The organism is Psychroflexus sp. S27 (genome assembly GCF_002810405.1).
Classification (GTDB): Bacteria; Bacteroidota; Bacteroidia; order Flavobacteriales; family Flavobacteriaceae; genus Psychroflexus; species Psychroflexus halocasei_A.
On the sequence record NZ_NEXQ01000019.1, the window covers coordinates 196,270 to 222,859 of the forward strand.

Here is a 26,590-nt window from a genome sequence, read left to right on the forward strand (position 1 = left end):
GTGTATAAGTATTTAATTAAAAATCTTGTTTAAAACAATATTTAATTAAATCATGCGAGGAGGTTGTAGTATTTTGGAAAGCTCAGCAGAATCAAAATGCTTGATATAAGCGACGTTGAGTTCTGGTTTGTAATGTTTAAAAATTAATTTAAAATCGAAATCTAAATTGGGTAATGCTAAATTGTGATTATGTGTATGAAATTGACACTCCTTAAAAGGTAAATTTTCATGGTCAGAGTGGCCGTGATTATCAGCGTGAGATTGTCTATCTATTCCAAAATGTTCATCCAAAAAATCGTAAACATTATCATTGAACTCTGCTTTATGCAACTGATAGTGTTTATAAAGCTCATTGATATTATACAAGTTTGTGCTTGTCAATATAAGTGATTGTGACAATGAAAGAAAACTCAATATGTAGATAAATAAAATTTTCATCACAGCAAAACTACGATAATTTTTTTCAAAATAATCAATTTAATTTGACATGAAATGTTAAAGAATTTATTAATGGAGTCATAATACTTATTGAATGAAAGCATGAGAAGCAATTTATGTTTAATTTTGTCGAAAATTATATTTCTTGAAAAGATTCATATACCTTTTATTCATTTTTCCCGCGTTTCTTTTTTCGCAAACAAAAGATATTTATTACGAAAGTGACAGAACTAATTTGGATGAAGAAAAATATCCTGATGCTGTTATCTTTAATAAAGTGACAAATCAAGTTTACTTTAAGCACGAAGGCATTGAAGTTTGGTGCGACCAAGCTTTGTTTTATCAAAAAGATAATTTCTTTAAAGCTTACGGAAATGTGAAAATGAATCAAGGTGATACCATTAAAATGAACAGTAAATATGCTGAATATGATGGGAATTCAAAATTTGCTTTCGCCAGTGATAAAGTCAGTTTAAGAACACCAGATAACCAACTTTCAACAGATTCATTGTTTTTTGATCGTCAAAAACAAGAAGCTTTTTACAGAAGCGGTGGAAAAGTGAGAGATTCTCTAAGCACAATTACAAGTCAGCGCGGAACTTACTTTATGGAAAAAGAAAAGTATAGTTTCCGTCAAGATGTTGTTGTGACGCATCCTGAATATATTATTCACTCTGAGCATATCGATTTTTACACAAAATCTGCACATGCATATTTATATGGGCCTTCAACTATTGAGGGAGAAACCAGCACGGTTTACTGTGAGAGAGGTTTTTATGATACACGAGCAGATGAAGGTTATTTTGTAAGAAATTCACATGTAGAATATGAAAATCGAGATCTTTATGGTGACAGTATTTATTTCAATCGAAATAAAAATTATGCGGCAGCCACAAATGATATTAAAGTGATTGACACAGTGAATGCATCAACTTTGTATGGTCAATTTGCTGAAGTTTTTAGGGATAAAGATTCATTAATTGTGACTGGTTTACCTCACGTTGCGACCTTACAAGAAGGCGATGCGAAACAAGATTCTCTTTTTATAGCAAGTGATACTTTAATTTTAAAAGGAAAAGAAACAGATAGAGACATCAGCGCTTTCTATGATGTTAGGATTTATAAATCTGACCTCAATGGAAAGTCTGATTCACTTCATACCAATGAAAAAACTGGTTTGACAAAAATGATTGGTAATCCTGTTTTGTGGTCTTTTGATAATCAAATCACAGGCGATACAATTGAATTGATATCAAACACAGAAACTGAAAAATTAGATTCTTTAAAAGTTTTTGACAATAGTTTCATGATTCAAAAAGACAGTATCGACGGCTATAACCAAGTGAAAGGACAATATTTATATGGTTTATTTGAAGACAATGAAATTTACGAGGTAAATGTGATTAAAAACACGGAAACGATTTATTACGTTCGTGAAGATGATGGTGAGCTTTTTGGAATAAATAAATCTCTTGCTGCAAAAATAAAGATGTTGTTAGAAAATCGTGAAGTGACAGATATTTATTATTACAACCAACCTGAAGATAAAACTTATCCTGAAGATGATTTTCCGCCAAATGCCAGAAAACTAAAAGGATTTTTATGGCGAGGAGACGAACGACTTTACCAAAAATCTGATTTGTTTACCAATCGTAAAACTTACAAAAAAACTGAAATTCAAGGGATAGAAGATCCTGAAGAGGAAGAAGAAAAACCAACTGAATTTAAGATTAATGAAAAATCTTCATTGCGAGAAGCAAAAGATAAAAAAGACAAATTAAAGTCGGAATAATGCAAACAGATTTTAAAAAATTCCAAGCGCAAACAACACCACATCCATTGGGTTTGGAGGTTGATTATGCAAAGGGAAGTTACATATACACAACAGACGGCGAAGCACATTTAGATTTTGTAGCCGGCGTATCGGCTTGTGGTTTGGGACATTCAAACCCTAAAATAATCTCTGCGATTAAAGATCAGCTCGATCGCTATATGCATGTGATGGTTTATGGAGAATATGTTCAAAAACCTGCTGTTGAGTTTGCGAAATTACTCGCTGAGAATTTACCTAAACCTTTATCAAAAACATACTTAGTGAATAGCGGAACAGAAGCCATTGACGCTTCCATGAAGTTAGCGAGACGCGCAACTGGACGTCAAGAAATCATCGCTGCTAAAAATTGCTATCATGGTAATTCTTTTGGTGCTTTAAGTTTGATGGATTATGAAGAACGTATCGCACCTTTTAGACCTTTGATTCCTGAAATTCGACATATTAACTTTAATGCTGTCGATGAGTTAAATCAAATTACTGAAGAAACTGCTGCTGTTATTTTAGAAACAATTCAAGGAGGCGCAGGCTTTATTGAACCTCGAAATAATTATTTACGAAAAGTAAAAAAACGCTGTGAAGAGGTAGGCGCTTTATTGATATTGGATGAAATTCAACCAGGCTTTGGACGAACAGGAAAGCTCTTTAGTTTTGAATATTATGGCATTGTGCCAGATATATTAGTGATTGGCAAAGCGATGGCCTCTGGTATGCCAATTGGCGGATTTGTGGCTTCATCTGAGTTAATGGATCAATTGAGCGATCATCCTAAAATGAGTCATATCACAACTTTTGGAGGAAATCCTGTTATTGCTTCTGCAGCTTTAGCAACTTTACAAGAGTTATTAAATAGCAACCTTATTGCTGAAACATTAGAAAAAGAAAAACTGTTTAGAAAGCTTTTAAAACACGATTTAATCGAAGAGGTGAGAGGCAAGGGCATGATGATTGGCGTTATTTGCAAAAGTGAAGACATGGCTAATCAACTTGTTCTTGAGGCTAAAAAGAATAATCTTATTTTGTTTTGGTTGCTTTATGAAAAAAAAGCAGTCAGAATTTCACCACCTCTAACGATATCAAATGAAGAGATAGAGAAAGGATGTCGCATTATTATTGGTATATTAGATAAAATAAAAACTAATCTTACATAGATTGTTGATAAGATTTTAGCGAAAGCAGATGTGAATTCTTTAAAGAAACTTATCTTGACAAAAATTTTTTAGAATGAAGTTAGATCCATTTCAACACGAGGATTTTAATTTTCCGATTGATAAATTTGAGACGATGCTCAAGACAAATGAAATTTTGTTTTTTGATCTCGCTGAGTTCGAAAATATCGTTGGTCACTACATGGATACTGGCAAGATGACTTTAGCTAAAAAGGCTTTAAAGTTAGGTCTTGATCAGCATCCCATTGCTGTTAATTTACTTTCTTTGAAAGCAGAACTACTTATTCTTGAAAATCGTTTAGAGGAAGCAAATAACTTATTATTTGAGCTGAAATCAATCGAGCCTCATAATGAAGAAATCTATATCATGATTGCAAATGTGTTGTCTAAATTAGATCAACATCATGAAGCTATTTCGGTTTTAAAGGACGCTTTAAAATTTGCCTCTGAACCTGTTGAAATTCATTCAATGTTAGGAATGGAGTATTTGTTTTTGGAAAATTTCACTTTAGCCAAAGAATCTTATATCGAATGTGTTAAGCTTGATAAATCCGATTACACAGCTTTGTATAACGTGATTTATTGCTTTGATTTTTTAGACCAAAAAGCAGAAGCTATTCAGTTTTTAAAGGAGTTTATTAACGAAAATCCTTACTCGGAAATCGCTTGGCATCAAATGGGGAAATTGCATTTTGAAAACCAAGATTATCATAAAGCCACTGAAGCTTTTGATTATGCGATTATTTCTGATGAATATTTTGTTGGAGCTTACATTGAAAAAGCAAAAGTTCTTGAGCGACTTAAAAAATACAAAGAAGCCATTTCTATTTATCAATTGACTTTGCAACTTGATGATCCTACTGCATTTGTTTATTTAAGAATTGGTAAATGTTACGAGGCTTTAAATGATAGAAAGAAAGCGCTTAAGAATTATAAGCAAGCCATTCATGAAGATCCTTTGATGGATAAAGTTTGGTTGGTTTTATCAGATTTCTATGCTAAAGAAAACGCTTATGATAAAGCTTACTATCACATCACAAAAGCGATTAATATTGATGAAGAAAATGTTTTGTATTGGAAGCAATTAGCTTTTATCTCTAATGAACTTGGCAGAAAAGAAGAAAGCATGCATGCTTTAGGTCGCTGTCTTGAGTTGGGTAACTATGAATACGAAACATGGATTACTCGAATAGATTTGCTCGCTGAAATGAATCAATTAGATGCAGCTTTATTAACAATAAGTGAAGCTTTGGACTTTTTTCCAGATGACTTTAAACTTATTTATAGAAAAGCTGGTTTATATTATTATAAAGGAAGACAAGAAGATTCTTTCCAACTTTTAGAGAAAGCATTGCAACTGCACACAAGTTATGTGCTTTTAAGTCAAAGTTTATTTCCGCGTTTATTTGAAGAAGATCGAGCGATGGAATTGCTCAAAAAATATTTTAAAGAATAAAACGAATTAATTTCTGATCGAACTCAACTGATTTGAAATTCATTTCATTTTTGATGTACTCAAGACTTTTTTCACTGTAAAAAAAGACGTGAGTTTCATCATCTTTATAATGCCAGTTCTCGAAATCTTTTTGATTGTTTTTTTCAAGAAACAAACTTGTTTTACACAAAAGTTGACCTTTGGGTTTTAGCATTTGTCGCAGTTTTTTAAACTCAGCTTTTGGGTTGTAGAAATGCTCCATCACTTCACAACAGATAATGAAATCATATTGATTTTCTAAGACTTCTGGCTTATCATGAAAGAAAGGATCATAAAGTTTGATGTGTTTATAGCCTTTTTGTTTTAATACGTAAGTCGCCACTGGGCCAGTTCCACAACCATAATCTAAACCCTGATGATGCTCTGAAAATTCATTTTCAATAGCTTTTGTGATCGGAGAAACAAATCTTTGGTATCGCAGATCTGTCACATCGTTATTATGTGTTTCATAGCGCTTTTGCTCATCATTTGAGTTAACGTAATCATCAGGACGCATAAAAACTGACGCACAATGCTCACATCTAAAATAGATTTGCTTGTGTTTAGATTTTGTAAAAAAAGAAGCTTGACTATTGCACAAAGGACAGGCAAGAGTCAAGCTTAAAATATCATCTGAAACAGACATGTGTTGCGCTTAAAGTTTCCTGATTTGATCTAATTTAGTTTTCCACATGTCGAGATCTTCTTTTCTTTTTTCAATTTTGGTGTAAACATCTTTAACCAAAGGATTTTCTTTATTTGCTGTTGAGAAGAATTGGAGGTTATTTTCTAATTGGTTAATCTCCGATTTTGTCTCGTCAATTTTCTTTCTTAAGAAAGACTCTTCACGCTTAATTTTCTTCGTATCAGTCGCTTCATCAAGATCTTGAAGCTTATTTTGATACTTCATCAATTCAGCATCTTTTCGGCTGATATCAACTGTTTTGAAAATTTGATCAAGCGCACGATTAAATTTTCCTTCAATATATCTTTTGTGCTGAGGTACAAAACCAAGCTGATTCCATTTTTCAATGAATTGCTTAATAACTTCAAGTTTTTCTTCATCTGAGCCTTCAAGTTTTAATGCTTTAAGTTCATTGACTAAATCTTTTTTCTGGTTAAAAGCTTCAAACTCTTCTTTGTTTTCCTCTTTTTTCTGACTGTGATATTTATCGAAATAATGATTACAAGCCGCCTTAAATTCTTTCCAGATTTTATCAGAATCTTTTCGAGGCACGTGCCCGATTTTCTTCCAATCTTCCTGGATTTTTTTCATGATAGGCGTTGTCTTCTTGAAGTCTTCACTGTCTTTATGTTCTTGAGCAACCTTGATTAATTCTTCTTTCTTTTTAAGATTTTCGTATTGCTCTTTCTTTAAGTCTTTATAAAAACGATTTTTCTTTCTATTAAATTCGCGAGTTCCAGTTTTGAAAGCATCCCAGGTTGCTTCATTATCTTTACGCGGCACTTTTCCTGATTTGAAAAATAACTCTCTTAGTTTTTCAACGTTTTTAATTTTCTGTTGCGCGTCATTATGAGTGCTGACATCTTTATTTGCTATTTTTTGAATTTGAGCAATAATGTCGTTTTTAACATCAAGATTCTTTTCACGATCTTTATCTAGCTCTTCGAAATGTTGATTGCGTTTATCATGAATTTTCTTGGTGGCTTCACTAAATTTTTGCCAGATATCTTCACGATATTCTCTAGCGACTGGGCCAAGTTCTTCTTTCCACATTTTATGTAGAAGTTGTAATTCTCTAAACGCACGATTGATATCCTCTTCATCAGCAAGCTCTTCAGCTCTTGTGATAAGTTTTAGTTTCTGATCTAAATTATGCTTGAAGTCAAGATCTCTAAACTCTCTATCTAAGTGTAAAAAGTCGTAAAAACGCTCAACGTGATGGTGGTAATTGTTCCATAATGTAGAGTAATCTGCTTTAGGAACAGAACCCGCATTTTGCCAACGTTCTTGTATTTTCTTAAACTCTTGAAAGCTTGCAGACATGCTTTCTCCAGAGCCAATCATGTTTTTGAGTTCCTCAATAATACCTAAACGAACTTTAAGATTTTCGTTGAGGTTCTTCTTGAGTTGAGAGTAATATTTATCTCTTTTTTCACGGTAATCAAAATATGTTTGATAGAATTTTTTCTTGATAGGTGAAGAGTAATGAAAGTCAATGACGTTTCCGCCTTCTTCTACAAATTCTTCTTTTTTCTCTTCAATAATTTCATTGAACTTTTTGTCAAATTCAGTTTTAATCTGATTAACGTGATCACGAATATTTTGAACTTTTTCGCTTTTAAGCAAACTGTTTAATTCCAAAACGAGTTCGTCGATAGACATAGCCTCGTAATCTTTCATCAAGATTTGATGACGACTTGCATTATCAACATCTTCACTTTCCTCAGCATTTGCATCTTCAATTTCTTTATGATGCTCATCTTCTTTTTCTTCAGTTGATGAAGAAGCTTCGGCTTCGTTTTCTACATCAGTATTTTCTTCCGTAGAATCTTCTTGAGGAGAATTAGCTTGTTGATCTTGAGTCGTTTCTTGAGAATTTTCTTGTGAGTCTTTCTCTTGATTTTCAGTAGGCTTTGTGTTGTTAGACATTTGTTTCAATGTTAAAGTTCGTAGAAGTTGGAAATATAAGAACTCGCCAGCAAATACACAAAATAATTGCCATTTATATATGCTTAAAAATCATTTGATTTTAGGCTATTGATGCCAAATTTCCCATGCTTTTTCAGCTTGAAATTCTAACATTTTTTGACCGTTATAGACTTTTGTATCATGTTCTTTCCCGAGTGCTAAAAAAGTTGTAATCGGTGGATTGTAAACCAAATCATAAAGCAAATGTTTATGAGAAAGATATTCGTAAGGAAGTTGCGGATGATTTTCAATATTCGGATGTGTGCCAAGCGGTGTGCAATTGACAATAACTTGATGATCCTTAATGATTTCAGCATTTAAATCATCATAAGTTAAAACTTCTTTTGCAGCTGTTCTTGAAACTATTTGAGTTTCGAAACCCATCGACATTAATGCTTTTTCAATAGCTTTTGAAGCGCCACCACTTCCCAAAATAAGTGCTTTATGGTGATGATTTTCAATTAATGGAAAAAATGATTTTGTAAAACCATAAATATCTGTGTTATAGCCTTTTAAATTTCCTCTTTCAATTTTGATGACATTAACTGCTCCAATTCTTTTAGCAGATTCATCAATTTCATCTAAGTGCTTGATTATTTCTTCTTTGTATGGGATTGTAACATTCAAACCAACCAAGTCAGGATTGTTTTTCAAAACATTTTTCAATTCAGATAAATCTGAAATATCAAAGTTATGATAATTGGCTTCAATTCCTTCGTTAGCGAATTTTTTCTCAAAATAGGGTTTGGAAAAAGAGTAATCTATATTTCTTCCTAAAAGTCCGAAATTTTTCATGTCAAGCTTTTGTTCTTTTGGATGACCAAATTAACATTAATACTATCAAAATCCCAATGATTATAAAACTAATTTCTAGCCAACTGCCCATCATTGAAAGTTTAGGTAAATAGCGATCGTAGGTTTCAATAACAAAATTTCCATTACTGTCTTTAAGCATTTGTCCGGCTTCATTTGTTTTAATCACTTTTGTTTTCCAAGGCCAAACAACACCTAAACTACCTGTGATAAATCCGATGATAAATGCAAAAGTTAGATTTTTAAAATATTTTAATAAATAACCTAACGCATGTGATAATGTCACAAGTCCAAACATTGATCCAGCAGTAAAAACGGCTAAAACTTTAAGTAAATTGATGCGTTCAGGGTTTGAAGTAAAACTGAAATCCCATTTGATAATCTCGGCAAAAGTATCGTACAAGGCATTGACTGAATCGACAAGAAGTAGAACGTAATTTCCTAGTAAGATGAGAATAAATGAACCTGAAAGACCCGGAAGTGTCATACCAGAAACACTAATGATACCACATAGGAAAACAAACCAGAGATTGTCATTTTGTGTTGCTGGTTCAAATAAACTTATGCTCACACCACCTAAAACGCCAATAACGATCATGGCAATTTCCTTTTTATTGGTGACTTTAAAGTCCATTGCGATATAATAAATCGAGCCCAAAATCATTCCGAAAAATAAAGCCCAGACTTTGATTTCATAATGAATCAAGAAGTAATCTAAAATTTTAGAAACGCTGAAATAACTGAAAATCATTCCTAAAATCAGTAGACCTAAAAACCTAAGATTTAAGTAATTGTATAAACTTTTAAACCGACCATTGACCAGTAAAAGAAGAGATTTAGAATTAAACTTTTGGAGTGAGTAAATAAACTCTTCATAAAACCCAGCAACAAAAGCAACTACACCGCCAGATACACCAGGAACTTTGTTGGCAGCACCCATGGCAACACCTTTTAGAAAAAGAAGAAGTCTATCTGCAAAAGTGCGTTTCTTTTCCATTAGTTTGTTTTTTTGTCACCTATTTTTTCTAGTAAAATGATTGTTAGAAAACCAACAATAAATAAGAAAATTGCAAAAATCATGTGGTTTTCGCCATCAAAATTAGCAGGCAAAACAGAGCGTTCAGCAATGATTCTTGTTTTACCTCCAATAATTTCTGTTTTTAAAACTTCCTTCCAAGGCCAAATTTTGTTCAAAGAGCCAAGAATGAAACCACCCAACAAAGCAAGCGTCATATTTTTATAATTACTAAACAGCCATTTCAAAAGCTTTGAAAAAGTTAATAAACCTGTGATGCCACCCAAACCAAAAATTAAAATAATTTCAAAATCCAAACGACTTACTGCTTCGCTCGCATCTTTGTAAACGCCTAAAAGCAGGAGAATAAAAGCTCCTGAAATACCAGGAAGAATCATGGCGCAAATCGCAATTGCACCAGCAAAGAAGAAATAAAAGTTACTGTTCGCGCCACCTGCAGGTGTCAATTGTGTGACGCCAAAAGCAATAATGGCACCAAGTGCAAATATAATGTAGGTTGATAATCGCCATTTTGTGACTTGCTTAGCGACAAACCAAACGCTAGCTAAAACGAGACCAAAGAAAAAAGCCCAAATTTTGATGGGATGACTCTCAATTAAGTAATGTGCCAATCGCATCAAAGTAAATAGGCTGATTCCGATACCGATGGCAAGAGAAATCAGGAAATTTCCATTGAGTTCTTCCCAAAATGGCTTAATTCCTTTTTCTTTTAAGGTTTTAAAAAGCCCTAAATTAATATTCCCTATGCTTGTGATTAACTCTTCATAAATTCCAGTGATAAAAGCAATTGTCCCTCCCGAAACACCAGGGATGACATCTGCGGCTCCCATTGCTAAACCTTTAAGCGAGATGCCGATATAATCTTTAAAACTTCTACTCATGCGCTATTTTCAATTGAAATATGATGTATTTATAATAAACTTAAAAACGCTTTGCAAATTACAAATATCATTTGTGGAATGCACTTTTTTCTATTCAAAATTATGAGCCTTTGATGAAGATTAATTCATCATTTTTTTAACGTCAATATTTTATTTACTAAGCTTTGCTATTAATTAATTGTTAATTGACTTGAGAAGATGTTTTTTGTCTGTGAATTGACAGAAATTTGCATGATGCAGAATACAGAACGCGTTAGAGATAGACGTACAGAAAACATCATTTTATTAGTTTTAGGAACATTGATTGCGATCGGTCCGCTTTCCATTGATATGTATTTGCCAAGTTTTGATCGCATTGCAGATTACTTTCAAACGACTAAAGCACAGGTCGGTTTTTCATTAACCAGTTACTTTATTGGTATTGCTTTTGGACAACTAGCTTATGGTCCAATCATGGACAAATTTGGTCGTAAAAAACCTTTACTCATCGGTTTAGTTATCTATATAATTTCTGCTTTAAGTTGTTTTTACTCACCAACATTATGGTGGTTAATTATTTCAAGATTATTTTTAGCAATCGGCGCATCTGCAGGTATGGTTGCTGCTAAAGCTGTTGTGCGGGATGTTTTTCCGCCTGAAGAAGTGGCAAGAGCAATTTCTTTTTTGATGTTAATTATGGGCGCTGCTCCTATTATAGCTCCAACCTTGGGCGGATTTATTATTGCCCATTTCACATGGCAAATTATATTTTTAAGTTTAGCCATTATAGCTAGTTTAATGTTTGTCAGTACTTATTTTCTTTTGCCAGATCATTTTGAGCCCGATAAAACTGTACAACTAAATGTGAAAGATGTTTTAATAAAATATAAAGACATCTTTAAGGATAAAATATTTTTTACATTTTCTCTGGCAGGAAGCTTAACAGTTGGAGCTTTGTTTGCGTACATTTCAAAAGCACCTGGTTTGTTTATGGATAAATATGAAATGACAGAATCTGAATTTGCGATTTTGTTTGGGGTTAATGCTTCAGGACTTATCCTGGGAAGTCAATTAAATCGTTTTTTACTCAAAAGGATTCGAACTTATGAACTCACTTTAAAAATCAGTTACATTTTAATTTTCTTATCTGCAATTTTAGTCGTCAACGCTTACAGCTCTCAAAGGTTTGATGTGACTGTTGGAAGTCTTTACTTGATATTGTTTTTATTAGGTTTTCAAAATCCGAATACCACAGCATTATCGCTTTATCCATTTATAAAGAAGGCAGGAAGAGCCTCAGCTTTAATAGGAAGTTTTAAAATGATATTTGGTGCAATAGCTTCTTACATTATCAGCTTATTTGTTGATAAAAACCTCATGCCAATGTCCATTGTTATTTTAGTTAGCTTTGTACTAAGTAGTTTTTTCTTACTCAGATTTAAGTTTAGGGAAAAAGATGCACTTGCACATGTGATGGGCTAAATATATTCTAGCATTCAATTTTTGTGTCGTTAGTTTGATTAAATGCTTCTTAAAAGTTTTATAATTAAACAGTGATATTTAGCTCTGTTTCTTTGTATGAGTTAATTTAGAAGGAAAGCATTTCCTCATTTATGAAAATACTTCTAACAGGCGCAACAGGATATATCGGAAAAAGGATTTTACCAATTTTGGCAGGTCAAGGACATCACATGGTTTGTTGTGTTCGTGATCCGCATCGTTTTAATCCGCCGCAGTCGATTAAGGACAATGTATCTGTTATTCAAGTAGATTTATTAGATGAAGATTCTTTAGATAAAATTCCTCAAGATATTGACGCCGCATATTATCTTGTGCATAGCATGTCAACTTCTGCAGATTACCAGAAAATGGAAGAAGACTGTGCAGTTATTTTCAGAAATGCAGTTGAGTTAACGAATGCAAAACATGTTATTTACCTCAGTGGGATTGTTAACGAAAATAATTTATCAAAGCACTTGGCGTCTCGTTTAAATGTTGAAAATAAACTCTCAGAAGGAAGCTATAATTTTACAAGTCTTCGCGCCGGAATTATCATAGGTTCAGGAAGTGCATCATTTGAAATTATTCGAGATTTAGTTGAAAAACTGCCTGTTATGATCGCTCCTAAATGGCTAAATACAAGATGTCAGCCGATTGGAATTTCTGACGTTATGATTTTTCTGACTGAAACATTAATGAATGAAAAAACATTCAATCAACATTTTGATATCGGAGGTCCAGATGTTTTAACTTATAAAGAGATGCTTCTTGGTTTTTCAGATGCAAGAAATCTGGGACGTAAAATATATACAGTTCCTGTGATGACGCCTAAACTTTCATCATATTGGTTATACTTCGTAACTTCTACAACTTATAAATTGGCCTCATCACTTGTCGATAGTATGAAAGTTGAAGTTGTTTGCTCAAATAACGAGATCAATAAAATTTTAGATATTGAACCCATCACTTATTCTGAAGCTTTACAGAAAGCTTTTCAGAAAATAGAAAGCAATGAAATTTTATCAAGTTGGAAGGATGCTTCAGTCAGTAGTAATTTCCCTGTGAACGCCTCAGAATTTATCAAAGTTCCTGACTATGGTTGTTTTAAGGACAAGCGATCAAAAGAATTTGTGAGTCGTGAAATATGTTTAGAAAAAATATGGAGTATAGGAGGCGAAACTGGTTGGTATTACGCCACATTTCTATGGAAAATTAGAGGCATGATGGACAAATTTATGGGTGGTGTTGGCCTACGTCGCGGTCGAACAAACCTTCATAGAATTGATGTTGGAGATTCTTTAGATTTTTGGCGTGTACTTTATGCAGATAGGCAAGAAGGTCGCTTGTTACTTTACGCCGAAATGAAATTGCCTGGAGAAGCTTGGCTCGAATTCAAAATGGAAAAAGATAAGCTTGTGCAAACAGCAACATTCAGACCTAAAGGTTTGCTAGGGCGTTTATATTGGTATTCTGTATTGCCATTTCATGCATTTATTTTTCAAGGTATGTTGAATCGGTTGACCTCTAAAAAACTTTCTTGGGTAATTTAGAATCTTAATAATATTTCATAAAAAAAGCACATTCCAGATTTTGAAATGTGCTTTTGTGTAAATAAAACATCTTATGAATTAGATGATTTTATGACGCTTACGGTCAACTTCTTTTAGGTAAATTTTTCTTAAGCGAAGGAAGTTAGGTGTCACTTCTACATATTCATCTTTTTGGATATATTCAAGCGCTTCCTCTAAAGAGAATTTCTTTGCAGGAACAATTTTTGCTTTATCATCAGCACCAGAAGATCTCACGTTAGAAAGCTTCTTAGTTTTTGTAATATTCACAGTGATATCATCTTGACGAGAGTTTTCACCTATGACTTGTCCTTCATAAATTTCTTCACCAGGATCAACAAAAAACTTACCACGATCTTGTAATTTATCAATAGAATAAGGAATTGCTTTTCCTTTTTCCATAGAAACTAAAGAACCATTTAATCTTTGAGGAATATCACCTTTAAGCGGTTGGAATTCTTTAAAACGGTGTGCCATAATTGCTTCACCAGCAGTAGCGGTTAATAATTGGTTTCTTAAACCAATAATACCACGAGAAGGAATAATAAACTCAATCACCATTCTGTCGCCACGCGTTTCCATGCTTAGCATTTCACCTTTACGCATTGTGACCATTTCAACTGCTTTTCCAGAAACATTTTCAGGTAAATCAATTTTTAATTCTTCAACAGGTTCACTTTTAACACCGTCAACTTCTTTGATGATAACTTGTGGTTGCCCGATTTGTAATTCGTAACCTTCACGACGCATCGTTTCGATTAAGACAGATAAGTGCATGACACCACGTCCATAAACGATAAATTTGTCTGCAGAATCAGTTTCTTCAACACGTAGAGCTAAGTTTTTCTCAAGCTCTTTCATCAAACGATCCTTAATATGTCTTGAAGTCACAAATTTTCCATCTTTTCCGAAAAATGGAGAATCGTTAATTGTAAAAAGCATACTCATCGTAGGCTCATCAATTGTGATTGATTTTAAAGCTTCAGGATTTTCAATATCGGCAACTGTATCACCAATTTCAAAACCTTCTAAGCCCACCAATGCACAAATATCTCCAGCTTTAACCTCCTTAACTCTTAATCGACCAAGACCTTCAAAAGTATATAATTCTTTAATTTTAGTTTTGGTAATGCTGCCATCTCTTTTGACCAAAGAAACTTGAATACCTTCTTTAAGTGTTCCTCTTTGCAAACGACCAATCGCGATACGACCCGTATATGAAGAGAAATCAAGAGAAGTAATCAGCATTTGAACTGTTCCTTCTTGAACTTTAGGCACTGGAACGTGTTCAACAACCATGTCCAACAAAGGTTCAAGATTTTCAGTTTTCACCTCAGGGTCTTCACTCATCCAGTTGTTTAAGGCAGAACCATAAACAGAAGGGAAGTCAAGTTGCCATTCTTCAGCACCTAATTCAAACATGAGGTCAAAAACCTTCTCGTGTACCTCGTCTGGCGTACAGTTAGGTTTATCAACTTTATTAATAACGACACAAGGTTTTAAACCTAGGTCAATTGCTTTTTGTAATACAAAACGCGTTTGTGGCATTGGGCCTTCAAAAGCATCAACAAGAAGCAAAACACCATCAGCCATGTTAAGAACACGCTCAACCTCTCCGCCAAAATCGGCGTGACCAGGTGTGTCAATCAAGTTTATTTTTGTGTCTTTGTATTGAACAGACACGTTTTTTGAAACAATCGTAATCCCACGTTCGCGTTCCTGATCAATATTATCAAGAACTAAATCTCCAGTATTTTCATTATCTCTAAAAAGTTGACAATGATACATGATTTTATCAACCAAAGTTGTTTTACCGTGGTCAACGTGGGCTATAATTGCGATATTTCTAATATCCATAAAAAGTGATAAATTTAAGGTTGCGAAGTTAAGTTTTTATTTTTTCTTATCACTTTTTTTTTTGACTTATTCAATTGATAGGCAAAGCCGTATAATTAAAGACTTCATGGATGCTAAACACACTTTGTGTATTGCTGATGTGTGGAATTTCTGTCAATTTTTCGACCATAAATTTCCTAAAAGCTTTCATATCTTCTAAATTAACTTTTAAAAGATAATCATAAGAACCACTGATGTGAAAACAAGCAACAACTTCTGGTAATTCTTTAATATTCTTTTCAAAATCGGCGATATTTTTAGCTGAATGTTCAGCAAGCTGAAGCATCGCAAAAGCAATAAAGTCTTTTTTGACTTTTTGAGGATTGACCATCGCCACATAGTTCAAGATGTAATCATCGCGTTCAAGTTTTTTAATACGCTCGTAAACAGCTGTAGGCGAGAGGTTGAGTTTTAAGGATAATTGCTTTGTTGTCAATCGGGCATTTGCTTGTAAAAGATTGAGTAAATTTTTGTCAATTGTGTCGAGTTCTTTCATGCTGAAAATTTTTCTTTATAAATATGTATTTATTAAAATTTAGTGTTTAATTTTCTTTATTAATTTAATTATTTAGATAAAAAAACTAAATATAAAGATACCTATTGATAAAATATCTTTTAAAATTGATATTTGATTGAAATAAAATATAATAAAATGAAACATAATCCAGCTAACGCCATTCAAGACGTGCATTATACTGATGCACACGGCGGAATCAACCCAGCAATTTCAGATAGCTCAACTTATACTTTTAAGAAAGCGCAAGACATGGCCGATACCTTTGCAGGTGAAAAGTTAGATGCCTTTTTGTATTCTCGTCATTCTTCGCCGAGTACAAATCAGCTTTGTGAAGCCTTATCAGCGATGGAAAATACAGAAGCAGCTCAGGTTTTTGCTTCAGGAATGGGTGCTATCACGTCTGTGATTTTACAATTGTGTAAAGCAGATGACCACATTATTTCTAGCCGTACAATTTACGGAGGAAGCTATGCTTTTATGAAAAATTTTCTTCCTGATTTTCATATCAAGACAAGTTTTGTGGATATCACAGATTTAGAAAGTGTGAAAGCAGCGATCAAACCAGAAACTAAATTACTTTATTGTGAAGCAGTGAGTAACCCACTTTTGGAAACTGCTGATTTAAATACTTTAAAGAAAATAGCAGCTGAAAACAACTTGACTTTTGTTGTTGATAATACATTTACGCCACTTGTTATTACGCCAACTGATTTTGGTGCGGACGTGGTTGTTTATAGTTTAACCAAATTCATCAATGGTTCATCAGATACCGTAGGTGGTGCTGTTTGCGGAACTTTAGATTTTGTAAATAGTTTAAAAGATGTGAATAATGGCTCAGCAATGCTGCTCGGTCAAACTTTAGACAGTTTACGTTCGGCTTCAGTTTTAAAGAATTTACGCACTTTGCCAATTCGTATGGAAAAGCACAGCGAAAATGCACTTTATTTAGCTGAAAAATTTGAAAAAGATGGTTTAAAAGTTGTTTACCCTGGTTTGGAATCTCATCCATCACATGATTTAATGTCATCACAAATCAATGAAGAGTTTGGTTATAGCGGATTACTCACAGTTGATTTTGGCTCAATTGAAAATGCTAATTTGATCATGGAAAAAATGCAAGATAAAAATCTTGGAAGTCTAGCTGTTAGTCTTGGTTTTTATAGAACCTTATTTAGCGCGTCAGGAAGCTCAACATCTTCGGAGATTTCACCAGAAGAACAATCAGAAATGGGACTCACAGAAGGTTTAGTCAGATTTTCTGTAGGTTTAGATTTTGATATCAAGCGTACTTATCAAATGATGAAATCTTGTATTGATGAGGTGATGTCTTAAATTTTAAACTTCAATACAATTGTAAATAAAAGCTCAGAAATATATTTTTACTGAGCTTTTTACTTTAGTTTTTTTTGGATGCTACATGGATTTCCAAAAGCTAAAACATCATTGGGTATATCTTTTGTGACGATGCTACCAGCACCAATTGTTGTATTGCTTCCAATAGTGACACCTGGTAAAATAATTGCGCCACCACCAATCCACACATGATCACCGATAGATACTGGTTTTGCAGAGGTGATATATTTTGTTTGCATATGATCTTTTATGATTCTTCTCTCTGCATTTAACGGATGTTGTGCTGTGTAAATTTGAACATGAGGCGCAATCAGAACGTTTTTACCAATACTAATTTTATTATTATCAGAAAAAATACAATTTGAGTTAATAAATGTATTTTCACCTATACTTATATTTTCACCATACTCACAATAAAAAGGCGCTTCAATCCAAACTCCACTGCTGTTTTGTGCTAAAAGCTTATTTAGTATTTCGTTTCTTTCTTGAAGTAACTTAGAATCAAGTTGATTGTATTCTTTTAATAACCTTCGTGATTGATGATACATTTTTAGCAATTCAGGATCTCTAGAATCAAAATCTTCACCATTTAGCATTTTTTGTTTTTCTGTCATAGGTTATTTTTTAAATTTATAAGTGCCATAATTGAAAAGCTCAAATTCAAGTGAAAGAATTTGAGCTTTTTTAATTTTTTAAAGAAACTTTTTTGATTTAATATTCCACATTCGCTTCTAAAACTGTAAAAGTTCCAGGTGATGCTTTATCAACTTCATTTTCAGCTGAAATCACCAATCGTAAAGGTTTATGTGGTGTTGAAGTTTCAAGCTCAGCATATTTTTTAGAACTTAACATCGCTTCCCTGACTTTTATTTGACCTAGATTTTGACTACCATGTTCAGTCTCAGCCCAAAAAACATAATATTTTTTTGGAGGATTTAATCTATTTGGTTCAGTGAGATTATCTATCTCTAATTTAATTTGATAGTTTTCATTATTGTCCTTCATCACGACAGCTTTCGCTTCAGCAGCAGGAATAATGTCTGATACTGGAAATTCAACTGTGTTGCTGCAAGATGTGAATAATAAGAGAGAAAAAATAAATAGTATGTAGTGTGGTTTCATCGTTTTCGTGGTTTAAAGGTGATGCTTTTTAATTTTAATAATTTATTTTTGTATCAAATTTACAATAAAACAAATGAGAATCTTAATTTTCCTATTAGGAATTAGTCTTTTTTCTTGTCAAAGTCCCGATTTAAAAAAAGTCAAAACAACTGGTAAACAAGTTGAAATCAATAAACAAATTGAATCTGATCAAGAAATTGAAGATTTCGTTAAGCCATATCGTGATAAAATAGCTGATGAACTCAACACAGTTTATAGCTACACGCCAAATTCGATGTACAAAAACGATTCACCTTACAACTTTGCAATTGCAAATATGATGGCAGATGCTGTAATTGAACTCGGTAGTCCTGTTTACGAAAAACGAACCAATAATCAAATTGATGCTGTTCTTTTAAACTTTGGTGGTATTCGCTCTGGCATTGACAAAGGCGACATTACGATGCGAACGGCATATAACATTATGCCTTTTGAAAATGAAATTGTCGTGGCTGAACTTTCTGCAAAAGAGATGAAAGAGCTTGCCGATTATCTAGTAAAAAGCAAAGGCAAACACCCAATATCAGGATTAAAAATTCAATTAAATTCTGATGGTAAACTTGCTTCTTATGAAGTTCAAGGTGATAAAATTAATGATGATCAAACCTATCACGTCGCAACTTCAGATTATTTGGTAACGGGTGGAGATCATATGAATTTCTTTAAGAAAGCAAAAAAGGTGACTGTTCTCGATTATAAATTGAGATGTTTACTTGTTGATTATTTTAAATCTAAGGACACGATTGACATCAGTAGTGATGATCGTTTTACGCAAAAAAATAAACATGAAAAGAAGTGATTTTATAAAAACAGGCGTTGCTGCCACTGCTTTAAGCACAAGTGGTTTGAGTTTATTAAGTGGTTTTTCAAAACCTGATAAGCAAAAGCGTATCACAATTTTGCATTCTAATGATGTCCATAGTCATATTGATCCCTTTCCGGCTGATCATTCGAAATATCCCAATTTAGGTGGAGCAGCGCGACGCATGAGCTATATCAACAAAGTTAAAGCACAAAATCCAAATACATTAATTTTTGATGCTGGAGATGCTTTTCAAGGCACGCCATATTTTAATTTTTATGGAGGCGAGCTTGAGTATAAAGTGATGAGTAAATTAGGTTATCATGCGTCAACCATTGGGAATCATGAGTTTGATAATGGTATTGATAATATTGCGGCACAGCTTGAACATGCTGATTTTGATTTGATTAGTTCAAATTATGACTTAAAAAACACAAGTCTTGATGGTTTGGTGAAAAAGCATCAAATTTACGAAGTCGGTCAATTTAAAGTTGGTGTTTTCGGTGTCGGAATTGAGTTAGAAGGTTTAGTCTCAAAAGATTTATACAAAGAAGCAAAATATCTTGATCCGATCGAGATTGCCAAAGATGAAGTGAAATATTTAAAAGAGGAACAAAAATGTGATTTGGTCATTTGTTTATCACATATTGGTTACAAATATAATTCTGATAAAGTTGATGATATCAAACTTGCGAAGGCGACAAAAGACATTGATTTAATTATTGGTGGCCACACGCATACATTTTTAGATGAACCACAAGTTTTTAAAAATAGTGCAGGCAAAGATGTAATGGTTAACCAAGTCGGTTGGGCAGGTTTGCAGTTAGGTCAAATTGAGTTTTACTTTGATGAAGCAAACAAAGTACAAACAGTTGAGAGTAGAGTTGCGCATCTTTAAATTATAAACTTTGCGCAGATGAATTGAAAAACTATATTTGCAAGAAGTTAAAATCGGCCTCGTGGCGCAACTGAATAGCGCATCAGATTTCGGCTCTGAGGGTTGCAGGTTTGAATCCTGCCGAGGTCACGAATAAATAGAAAAACCGGAAACGAAATTGAGTTTACTCAAAATTTTGTTTTCGGTTTTTCTATTTTCAAAGCGGAGCTTGCAGGAGGCGCGCCAGCGAATCCTGTTTCGTGAACTTTCGAATTGGACTTATTTTTTTAACAAGCTTTGCATGAGTTTTTATTTAAGATTTTTCTATACATCTAGCTAAAGGTTGTGGAGGTCTTGGCTTTCCCAAATTAGAACTGTTTGGTTTTCTAAAATCTTCATAAAGCGATTATTTTTATGGGTGTTAAGATCTCAATTTTTTGAGGCAAATCTTAAAGCTATTATTTAAAGAATGGATATTTTATCTTCCTCCACTCAGTATTTTAAGAAAATTAAACTTTTTTGTAATCATAAAAAATACAAATACAAAAACAAGTGCAGTTGTAATTTGAGCAATTATCTTTATTATAGGATTTTCAATAAATAGTGATAATAAGGGATAAGAAATTACAATTATTGGAGAATGATATAAATGCAATAGATAAGAAAATCTACCTGTTTTGTAAAAACTTAATTTAACATCAATCAGTAGAATAAAAATTAAAAATGAAACAGGGAATTTAAGAAAAGGAATAAAAAAGAATCCTAAAATAAGGCTCATTATTATTGCTGTTAGAATTAGAAATTTCTTGTTAATATTATTTTTATATTTCGAATACAGAACACCAATTAAAAATAAAAATGCGACATCTAATCTTAAAATTAATGTACCAAATAATAAAAAGGGTATAATAACGAATAGAGATTTAAGTTCTCTTTGTGTAATAAGTGCAATAATTGTAAATATAATAAAGATATCCCTTATAAAATATGTTGGTGGGTTTATTGGAGGAGAATTGAGGGAAAATATGCCTTCTGTTATTAATGAAAAATCAAAATTTAGTCTATTTAGGGCATCATATCCTAATATGTACTTAGCAAGTAAGACTAAAATCAGAACAATAATATTGGCAATCAGGTAAGGGATTGCAAGACTTTTTACTTTTTTAAAAAATAAGTTTTTTCTATGTCTCGATATTTCAAAATATAAGTATCCAGATATAATTGAAAGAATTGCAGTTCCAAAAGGAGGGATTCCTTCAACTATAAAGTGAGCGATTCCACTTTCTAATCCATTTCTTGTATGTGTAAATACAATTAGTATAACTGCGATTAATCTAATTAATTCAATACTAGAGTTCATTTATTTTTAATTATAGCGGACTATTAAGAAGGCTCAAAAATATATATCTTTTTCTATATTTTTTATATAAACTTAGTATTTATTATAAGCCAGCATTTAATCAGTTAAGGCTAATAATAATTTTAAAATAATCACAATATTACTATATTAAACTGATAAGGATTTCAGAGGATTTCTAAAACTAAAAGGGCTTTTTTATCGTTAAAAAAGCCCTTTTAGATTGGATTATTTAAATGTTAAACACTTAACGTTTAATAATACGTTTGTAAGCTACATCACCATTTTCTGCTTTTATTTTGAGCATATAAACACCAGATTCAAGTGAACTGATGTTGATTGGTTTTGATTGATAATTGATTAAATCAATTAATTGACCGTTGATATTGTAAATACTAATTTCGCTGATATTCAGATTATCATTTAGCTCTATATCGAAACTATTTTTAACAGGATTAGGGTAGACCGTAATTGAACTTTCAAAAGTTAAAAGATTAACAGATAAATTCTCGCATTCTACGCCCCAATTTGGTTTATAATTTTCTTGCAGACTTGAACCAGAGGAAAAACTAATAGGCTCTTCGAGTATTTGTTCAACACACCAACTAGAAATATCTTGATTAAAAGACACTGCACCGTTAAACATACTACGCATATAAGTCACATTAGAGACATCCCAATTGTTCAGTGGTTGATCAAATGATTCTGCAAGATTAAACATAGATCCCATTTTTATTACGCTAGAAACGTTCCAGTTATTTAGAGGTTGGTTAAAATTTTCATTAAATAAAAACATACTATTCATATTGGTTACCTTAGAGACATCCCAATTGTTCAATGGTTGATCAAATGATTGTGCAAATTCAAACATAGCAGCCATAGAGATCACATTAGAGACATCCCAATTATCAAGCGGTTGATTAAATGATTGTGCAGAATTAAACATAGCATCCATATATATCACATTAGAGACATCCCAATTATCAAGCGGTTGATTAAAAGAACTAGTAAAAGTGAACATGCTTGACATAGCTGAAACATTAAAGACATCCCAATTATTAAGAGGTTGATTAAAATCCTCTGTAAGAGCAAACATATGTGTCATGTCCGAAACATTGGAGACGTCCCAATCAGATATGTCAGAATTAAATTGTAACGCTCCTCTAAACATTCTTTCCATATTAGTCACTTTGCTAAAATCAGGAGTGTCAGTTGCAGTGAAATTGAGATTATTTGCATTTCTGAACATTGAAGTAGTCAAAAGCCATTCTTGATTACCCCAAGCTGTAACATCTATAATTTTAGATGCATTATCACATTCATAGCCGTTAAATAAATAATTTTCACAAAGCCTAAAGTTTGGAAATATACCAGTTATACTAACTGTGTATTGACCTGGTAAATTGTAATAATGGTTGATATCTCCATTAATATTTGAGCTGCTTGTACCATCTCCCCAATCCACATTATAGTCGTATGGAAAATTGGGGTTTGTAAAAAAGCTGATGTCTAAACCACTAGCATAATCAACATAAAAGACCATTTCAATTGGCGTAGTTGATGGCGTTAATGTATCTCCACAAACTCCAGGTATGTCGCCGTCTATTATCCAAGATTTGTTATTGATTAAGTTTAATCGTGCAGCTTCATTACAATAGGGTAATATATTAGCGCCTAAGCTTTTGTTTGTTAGATTTTGAGCATCAAAACTCTGTAGCAATGCATCATAATTATCAGAATTTAAGCCAGAATAACTTAAGAAACCTGGAAAATCAACTTCTGTATTGAAAGTCCAACTTTCTAAGTCTTGGTTAAAATTTTGTGCACCTGAAAACATGTTGATCATATCAGTCACATTAGACACGTTCCAGTTGTCAAGAGGTTGATTAAAAGATTCTGCCTTTGAAAACATCTTATTCATATTAGTCACATTTGAGACGTCCCAGCTGTTTAATGGCTGGTTAAAAGATTTTGCAGTTGAAAACATGTAGCTCATATCAGTCACATTAGACACGTTCCAGTTGTCAATTGATTGATTAAAAGACTCTGCCATTGAAAACATATTATTCATATTAGTCACATTTGAGACATTCCAGCTGTTTAATGGCTGGTCAAACGAAGTCGCTTCATCAAACATAGAGTGCATATGTAACACGTTAGAAACATCCCAATTATCAATTGATTGGTTAAAAGAAGATGCGTTATAAAATGCAAGTTGCATCTCAGTTACATTGGACACATCCCAGTTATTAATTGGTTGATTAAAAGATTCTGCTAAAAAGAACATAAATCCCATTTTTGTAACATTAGAAACATCCCAACTATTTATATTCTGATTAAAGACTACTTTGTTATAAAATAGTTGACTCATATCTGTGATTCCACTTGTACAGGTTAAAGCAATTTGTGGATCATATTGGACTGCTGCTATTAAAGCATCAAGCTGAGCTCTGCTTCGTTTAGTATATGTTTTGGTTTCGCCATTAATCGTCAGGCTGCCTGTGTCACCAAATTCAGCATCTGGACACATACAGGTTTCACCATTTGGTGCGACATAAAAATCAGGATTGTTTTGGCTAAAACCGATAAAAGTGATAAGGCATAGTGCAATAGTGTATAATTGTTTCATTCTTTAAAAAGATATATATGTTTTTGTAAAAATATTAAATTTAAATAGTTTTAGAATTAAATAATATAGAAACAATTATAAAATAATTGCAGTATTTCTTAATGATAAATTTTAATGTTATCTTATTCTTAATACTCAATCAATTTGATTTTTTTAGTCTTCCAATTGAGAATCACACGGTAGTTTTTAAAGAAATTTAAACCAAATATTTTGTCTAAATATGGTTCTGCATAAACTTGTTGGTTTTTCAGTGTCGTATTTCCAAATTCTATTTCATCAATAATTCCTGAGTAAGATTCTCTAGCGTTTTTCTGCTTTCCATAAATTCCTATTGCGCCTTGTGTCTTAGATTTATTAAAATCAGAAATTTTACTTTCTTCTATTTGTTTCTCAAATTCAGAAAAAGGAATCACGATATCGCCATTATAGCCATAATCGACAGAGAAATTCCAGATTTTTTCACCATTAATTTTACAAGCAATAGAGGGTAAGCCTGCGTAACCAACAAACATTTTGTTTTCAATGATATCTTCAGGTAAGTTTAATTGGGATTCATCATCCGTAATTGTTATTTCCTTCTTTTTATAATCGACGTCCCAAATCGCTTGTTGCATTAAATTTGAACCGACAAATCCATCAACTTCTAAAGAAGACCACATTTTTACTTTGTTGAAATCATTGATGATAGCTGTTGTTTCAGCAAAATTTATATCTCCAATTTTGATGTGATCAAGACTGACATATTTGTTGATTTGTGGTTGATTGTAAACATCATATGCGTCGATTGAATCAATAACTTTTAAATTTAAATGATCAGCAAGTTCTTTTGACACAATTGAAGGCGCTCCTGTATCAAAAAGAAATTGATAAGTTTTATTTTTTATGTCAACAGGTATAATAATCCATCCTTGTTTAGTCTCAAAGGGTAAAGTGACTTTAAAGTTTTCTTCAACTGTTTCTCCTTTTTTAAAGTGTTTTAAAGCTTTTGTATTTCCGCAGCTGCTCAGTAAAACTAAAGCTAGTAGACAAAAAAGCACCTTTCTTATTCTCATATTTTTTTACTTTTTTAATTGCTTAGAATTTATTTTAAAGTTTAAAAACAGCTCCAATATTAAAACTCATATAAAAATTTTTTCCAGATCCTTGCTCGGTCGAATCTGTTAGTCCAAGCATATTTGAGTTTTCAACAAGAAGTGAAAGTTTAGGCAATATTTTAAATTTATAACCGATGCCTGCATTAATACCAAACTGAGTTGAATTTGCTAAATTATCGATATTAACAAAACCATTTCCATCATTATAATCTGCTTCAGCACTGGTTGCAAAACCAACACTTGCGCCATAGTTAACATACCAATTTCTCTTTTTCCCGAAATGATAGTTTATTGTCAACGGTACAGTGATATAATTTATTCTTTCTGAATATTCATCAGTGAAAATAAAGAAATCAACTTTATTGGTTCCCATTTTTTGGTAAAGCAAACCTGTACGTAAACTCCATCTATTGTTGAGAAAATAGTTTCCATAAACACCAAGTTGTAGTCCTGAGACAGAGGAAGAGCCAAAAACGAATGAATGTAATTGATAGGAAGAGCTGTAACCGATTATTGGTGATATCTCAATATTTGCCTTATCTCTTGTTTGGCTACTACATATTAAGCCGCTTAAAAGCACTCCAATACAGATGATATATTTCAATTTCGATAATTTAATTTTGTTTATATGTTTACTCATTTTCGTTTTGGAGATTAAAGTTTTATTATTTTATATGTTCTGGTTAATGGTGTTTTCTTTCTCCCATTTCTTGACGATTATAAACCAAATTATCACTGATACACCTAAGATAAGTATTTTTTCAGTTCCGTCAATTCCATTTTTGATTAATGCATTAAACATCATAATTTGGATAATCATATGAAAACAAGCACTAGCTATGATCGACTTTGTTGATTCGGCCACTTGACCAATTCCCCAACTTCCAAGAATCATCATGCCTAAAAAGAAAATGTTATCGCCAAGACTAGCTTGAGTTAAAAAAGTCAAATGCCATAAATACCAAATAAATCCGATGACAAAATATTTGACCCAAGGCTTTAATGTTTTCAGTTCTTCTTGCAAGTATCCTCTCCATCCATATTCTTCCATTATACAATACAAAAAAGTCCCGATTGCAGCAATAAGACCGTAAATGTGATGATCCAACCCAAAATCATTTTGTACCCCAATTATTGACAAAATTATAATAGGAATAATAGCCATTATCAAGCTTTTTGATTTTGAAGTTCCAAATAACGAAATTTTCACTTTCCTTTCTTTCCTCAAAAAAGGTAAAATAATTAAAGCACCTATAATGACACCGCTACCTTCAAGAAGGATTGAGGTTAAGATAAAAATCCAAGTTGGTAATTTTTTTAATTCTGACTTAAATTCGAAAATGTCAAATCGGAACACGTTAGATATTACAGTTGCGATGATGAAAAATATCAAAATTCTTTTCCAATTTATTTTATTCTCTACTATTTCGTCTTTCATAATAATGCTAACTGGATTAGTATAAGCTTACACTTACTGGCAAATATATGTTAATTTTAGATTTACATAGACTTTAGAATTCTGAGTGGATTCTGATGTAATTAAGTCTTTCATATTTTTTGCA

23 protein-coding genes and 1 tRNA gene are annotated in these 26,590 nt (G+C 32.6%); 9 read left to right on the forward strand and 15 right to left on the reverse strand.

Features of this window, described 5'->3' with window-relative positions; genetic code table 11:
- Positions 1 to 45: 45 nt before the first annotated feature.
- Complete coding sequence (locus tag CAP47_RS03625; RefSeq protein ID WP_153043484.1) at positions 46 to 330, reverse strand: hypothetical protein; 285 nt, start codon at positions 328 to 330, stop codon at positions 46 to 48.
- Between the two features lie 253 nt (positions 331 to 583).
- Between CAP47_RS03625 and CAP47_RS03630 the strand changes: the two genes are divergently transcribed.
- From CAP47_RS03630 to CAP47_RS03640, 3 genes are all read left to right on the forward strand, one after another.
- On the forward strand, positions 584 to 2,230 hold the full coding sequence (locus CAP47_RS03630; protein ID WP_100775416.1) for an OstA-like protein: 1,647 nt from the start codon (positions 584 to 586) through the stop codon (positions 2,228 to 2,230).
- On the forward strand, positions 2,230 to 3,420 hold the full coding sequence (locus CAP47_RS03635; RefSeq protein ID WP_100775417.1) for an aspartate aminotransferase family protein: 1,191 nt from the start codon (positions 2,230 to 2,232) through the stop codon (positions 3,418 to 3,420). Before CAP47_RS03630 ends, CAP47_RS03635 begins: the two co-directional genes overlap by 1 nt.
- Positions 3,421 to 3,493: 73 nt before the next feature.
- A complete protein-coding gene (locus CAP47_RS03640) occupies positions 3,494 to 4,894 on the forward strand; it encodes a tetratricopeptide repeat protein (protein WP_100775418.1) in 1,401 nt (466 codons plus the stop codon).
- Here CAP47_RS03640 and CAP47_RS03645 read toward each other — a convergent pair.
- The 5 genes from CAP47_RS03645 to CAP47_RS03665 all read right to left on the reverse strand — a co-directional run bounded on the left by CAP47_RS03645 (position 4,884) and on the right by CAP47_RS03665 (position 10,295).
- Entirely contained in the window at positions 4,884 to 5,558 is a 675-nt protein-coding gene (locus CAP47_RS03645) for a class I SAM-dependent methyltransferase (protein WP_100775419.1), read from the reverse strand. The two genes, CAP47_RS03640 and CAP47_RS03645, sit on opposite strands and share 11 nt — an antisense overlap.
- Before the next feature lie 9 nt (positions 5,559 to 5,567).
- Positions 5,568 to 7,526: a DUF349 domain-containing protein gene (locus tag CAP47_RS03650; RefSeq protein WP_100775420.1), complete on the reverse strand. Its 1,959-nt coding sequence runs from the start codon at positions 7,524 to 7,526 to the stop codon at positions 5,568 to 5,570.
- 105 nt (positions 7,527 to 7,631) lie between these two features.
- Positions 7,632 to 8,360 (reverse strand): shikimate dehydrogenase family protein, encoded by a 729-nt coding sequence (locus tag CAP47_RS03655; RefSeq protein ID WP_100775421.1) that lies wholly within the window; start codon positions 8,358 to 8,360, stop codon positions 7,632 to 7,634.
- Between the two features lies 1 nt (position 8,361).
- Positions 8,362 to 9,375 (reverse strand): DUF368 domain-containing protein, encoded by a 1,014-nt coding sequence (locus tag CAP47_RS03660; protein WP_100775422.1) that lies wholly within the window; start codon positions 9,373 to 9,375, stop codon positions 8,362 to 8,364.
- A complete protein-coding gene (locus CAP47_RS03665; RefSeq protein WP_100775423.1) occupies positions 9,375 to 10,295 on the reverse strand; it encodes a DUF368 domain-containing protein in 921 nt (306 codons plus the stop codon). Before CAP47_RS03665 ends, CAP47_RS03660 begins: the two co-directional genes overlap by 1 nt.
- 234 nt (positions 10,296 to 10,529) lie before the next feature.
- Between CAP47_RS03665 and CAP47_RS03670 the strand changes: the two genes are divergently transcribed.
- Together CAP47_RS03670 and CAP47_RS03675 are read left to right on the forward strand one after the other, a co-directional pair.
- Complete coding sequence (locus CAP47_RS03670; RefSeq protein ID WP_238140944.1) at positions 10,530 to 11,756, forward strand: multidrug effflux MFS transporter; 1,227 nt, start codon at positions 10,530 to 10,532, stop codon at positions 11,754 to 11,756.
- 131 nt (positions 11,757 to 11,887) lie between these two features.
- Positions 11,888 to 13,324 carry an SDR family oxidoreductase gene (locus tag CAP47_RS03675; protein WP_100775424.1) on the forward strand — a complete coding sequence of 479 codons (1,437 nt, stop codon included), beginning with the start codon at positions 11,888 to 11,890 and terminating at the stop codon, positions 13,322 to 13,324.
- A 78-nt stretch (positions 13,325 to 13,402) separates the two neighbouring features.
- Here CAP47_RS03675 and typA read toward each other — a convergent pair whose 3' ends face one another.
- Complete coding sequence (gene typA, locus CAP47_RS03680) at positions 13,403 to 15,199, reverse strand: translational GTPase TypA (protein WP_100775425.1); 1,797 nt, start codon at positions 15,197 to 15,199, stop codon at positions 13,403 to 13,405.
- Positions 15,200 to 15,269: 70 nt separating this feature from the next.
- Positions 15,270 to 15,734, reverse strand: a complete 465-nt coding sequence (locus tag CAP47_RS03685) for an Lrp/AsnC family transcriptional regulator (RefSeq protein ID WP_100775426.1) — start codon at positions 15,732 to 15,734, stop codon at positions 15,270 to 15,272.
- A 156-nt stretch (positions 15,735 to 15,890) separates the two neighbouring features.
- Between CAP47_RS03685 and CAP47_RS03690 the strand changes: the two genes are divergently transcribed.
- A complete protein-coding gene (locus tag CAP47_RS03690; protein ID WP_100775427.1) occupies positions 15,891 to 17,087 on the forward strand; it encodes an aminotransferase class I/II-fold pyridoxal phosphate-dependent enzyme in 1,197 nt (398 codons plus the stop codon).
- 59 nt (positions 17,088 to 17,146) lie between these two features.
- Here the strand turns inward: CAP47_RS03690 and CAP47_RS03695 are convergent, their stop codons facing one another.
- Both CAP47_RS03695 and CAP47_RS03700 read right to left on the reverse strand, forming a co-directional pair.
- The gene (locus CAP47_RS03695) at positions 17,147 to 17,722 is read right to left on the reverse strand and encodes a sugar O-acetyltransferase (protein WP_100775428.1); all 576 of its coding nucleotides are present in this window, start codon (positions 17,720 to 17,722) and stop codon (positions 17,147 to 17,149) included.
- Positions 17,723 to 17,819: 97 nt separating this feature from the next.
- Positions 17,820 to 18,230, reverse strand: a complete 411-nt coding sequence (locus CAP47_RS03700) for a hypothetical protein (RefSeq protein ID WP_100775429.1) — start codon at positions 18,228 to 18,230, stop codon at positions 17,820 to 17,822.
- A gap of 73 nt (positions 18,231 to 18,303) precedes the next feature.
- Here CAP47_RS03700 and CAP47_RS03705 point away from each other — a divergent pair, with 73 nt between their 5' ends.
- The 3 genes from CAP47_RS03705 to CAP47_RS03715 all read left to right on the forward strand — a co-directional run bounded on the left by CAP47_RS03705 (position 18,304) and on the right by CAP47_RS03715 (position 20,098).
- Positions 18,304 to 19,068 (forward strand): 5'-nucleotidase C-terminal domain-containing protein, encoded by a 765-nt coding sequence (locus CAP47_RS03705; RefSeq protein WP_100775430.1) that lies wholly within the window; start codon positions 18,304 to 18,306, stop codon positions 19,066 to 19,068.
- On the forward strand, positions 19,055 to 19,969 hold the full coding sequence (locus tag CAP47_RS03710; protein WP_100775519.1) for a bifunctional metallophosphatase/5'-nucleotidase: 915 nt from the start codon (positions 19,055 to 19,057) through the stop codon (positions 19,967 to 19,969). Before CAP47_RS03705 ends, CAP47_RS03710 begins: the two co-directional genes overlap by 14 nt.
- Positions 19,970 to 20,024: 55 nt before the next feature.
- Positions 20,025 to 20,098, forward strand: a tRNA-Arg gene (locus CAP47_RS03715).
- A gap of 328 nt (positions 20,099 to 20,426) precedes the next feature.
- Here the strand turns inward: CAP47_RS03715 and CAP47_RS03720 are convergent.
- The 5 genes from CAP47_RS03720 to CAP47_RS03740 form a co-directional block, all read right to left on the reverse strand.
- Entirely contained in the window at positions 20,427 to 21,308 is an 882-nt protein-coding gene (locus tag CAP47_RS03720) for an acyltransferase family protein (protein WP_100775431.1), read from the reverse strand.
- A gap of 244 nt (positions 21,309 to 21,552) precedes the next feature.
- Positions 21,553 to 23,934: a BspA family leucine-rich repeat surface protein gene (locus CAP47_RS03725; protein WP_100775432.1), complete on the reverse strand. Its 2,382-nt coding sequence runs from the start codon at positions 23,932 to 23,934 to the stop codon at positions 21,553 to 21,555.
- Positions 23,935 to 24,062: 128 nt separating this feature from the next.
- On the reverse strand, positions 24,063 to 24,986 hold the full coding sequence (locus CAP47_RS03730) for a retropepsin-like aspartic protease (protein ID WP_100775433.1): 924 nt from the start codon (positions 24,984 to 24,986) through the stop codon (positions 24,063 to 24,065).
- 34 nt (positions 24,987 to 25,020) lie between these two features.
- Positions 25,021 to 25,632, reverse strand: a complete 612-nt coding sequence (locus CAP47_RS03735; protein WP_192869938.1) for a porin family protein — start codon at positions 25,630 to 25,632, stop codon at positions 25,021 to 25,023.
- Between the two features lie 66 nt (positions 25,633 to 25,698).
- The gene (locus CAP47_RS03740; RefSeq protein WP_100775435.1) at positions 25,699 to 26,466 is read right to left on the reverse strand and encodes a CPBP family intramembrane glutamic endopeptidase; all 768 of its coding nucleotides are present in this window, start codon (positions 26,464 to 26,466) and stop codon (positions 25,699 to 25,701) included.
- Positions 26,467 to 26,590: the final 124 nt, after the last annotated feature.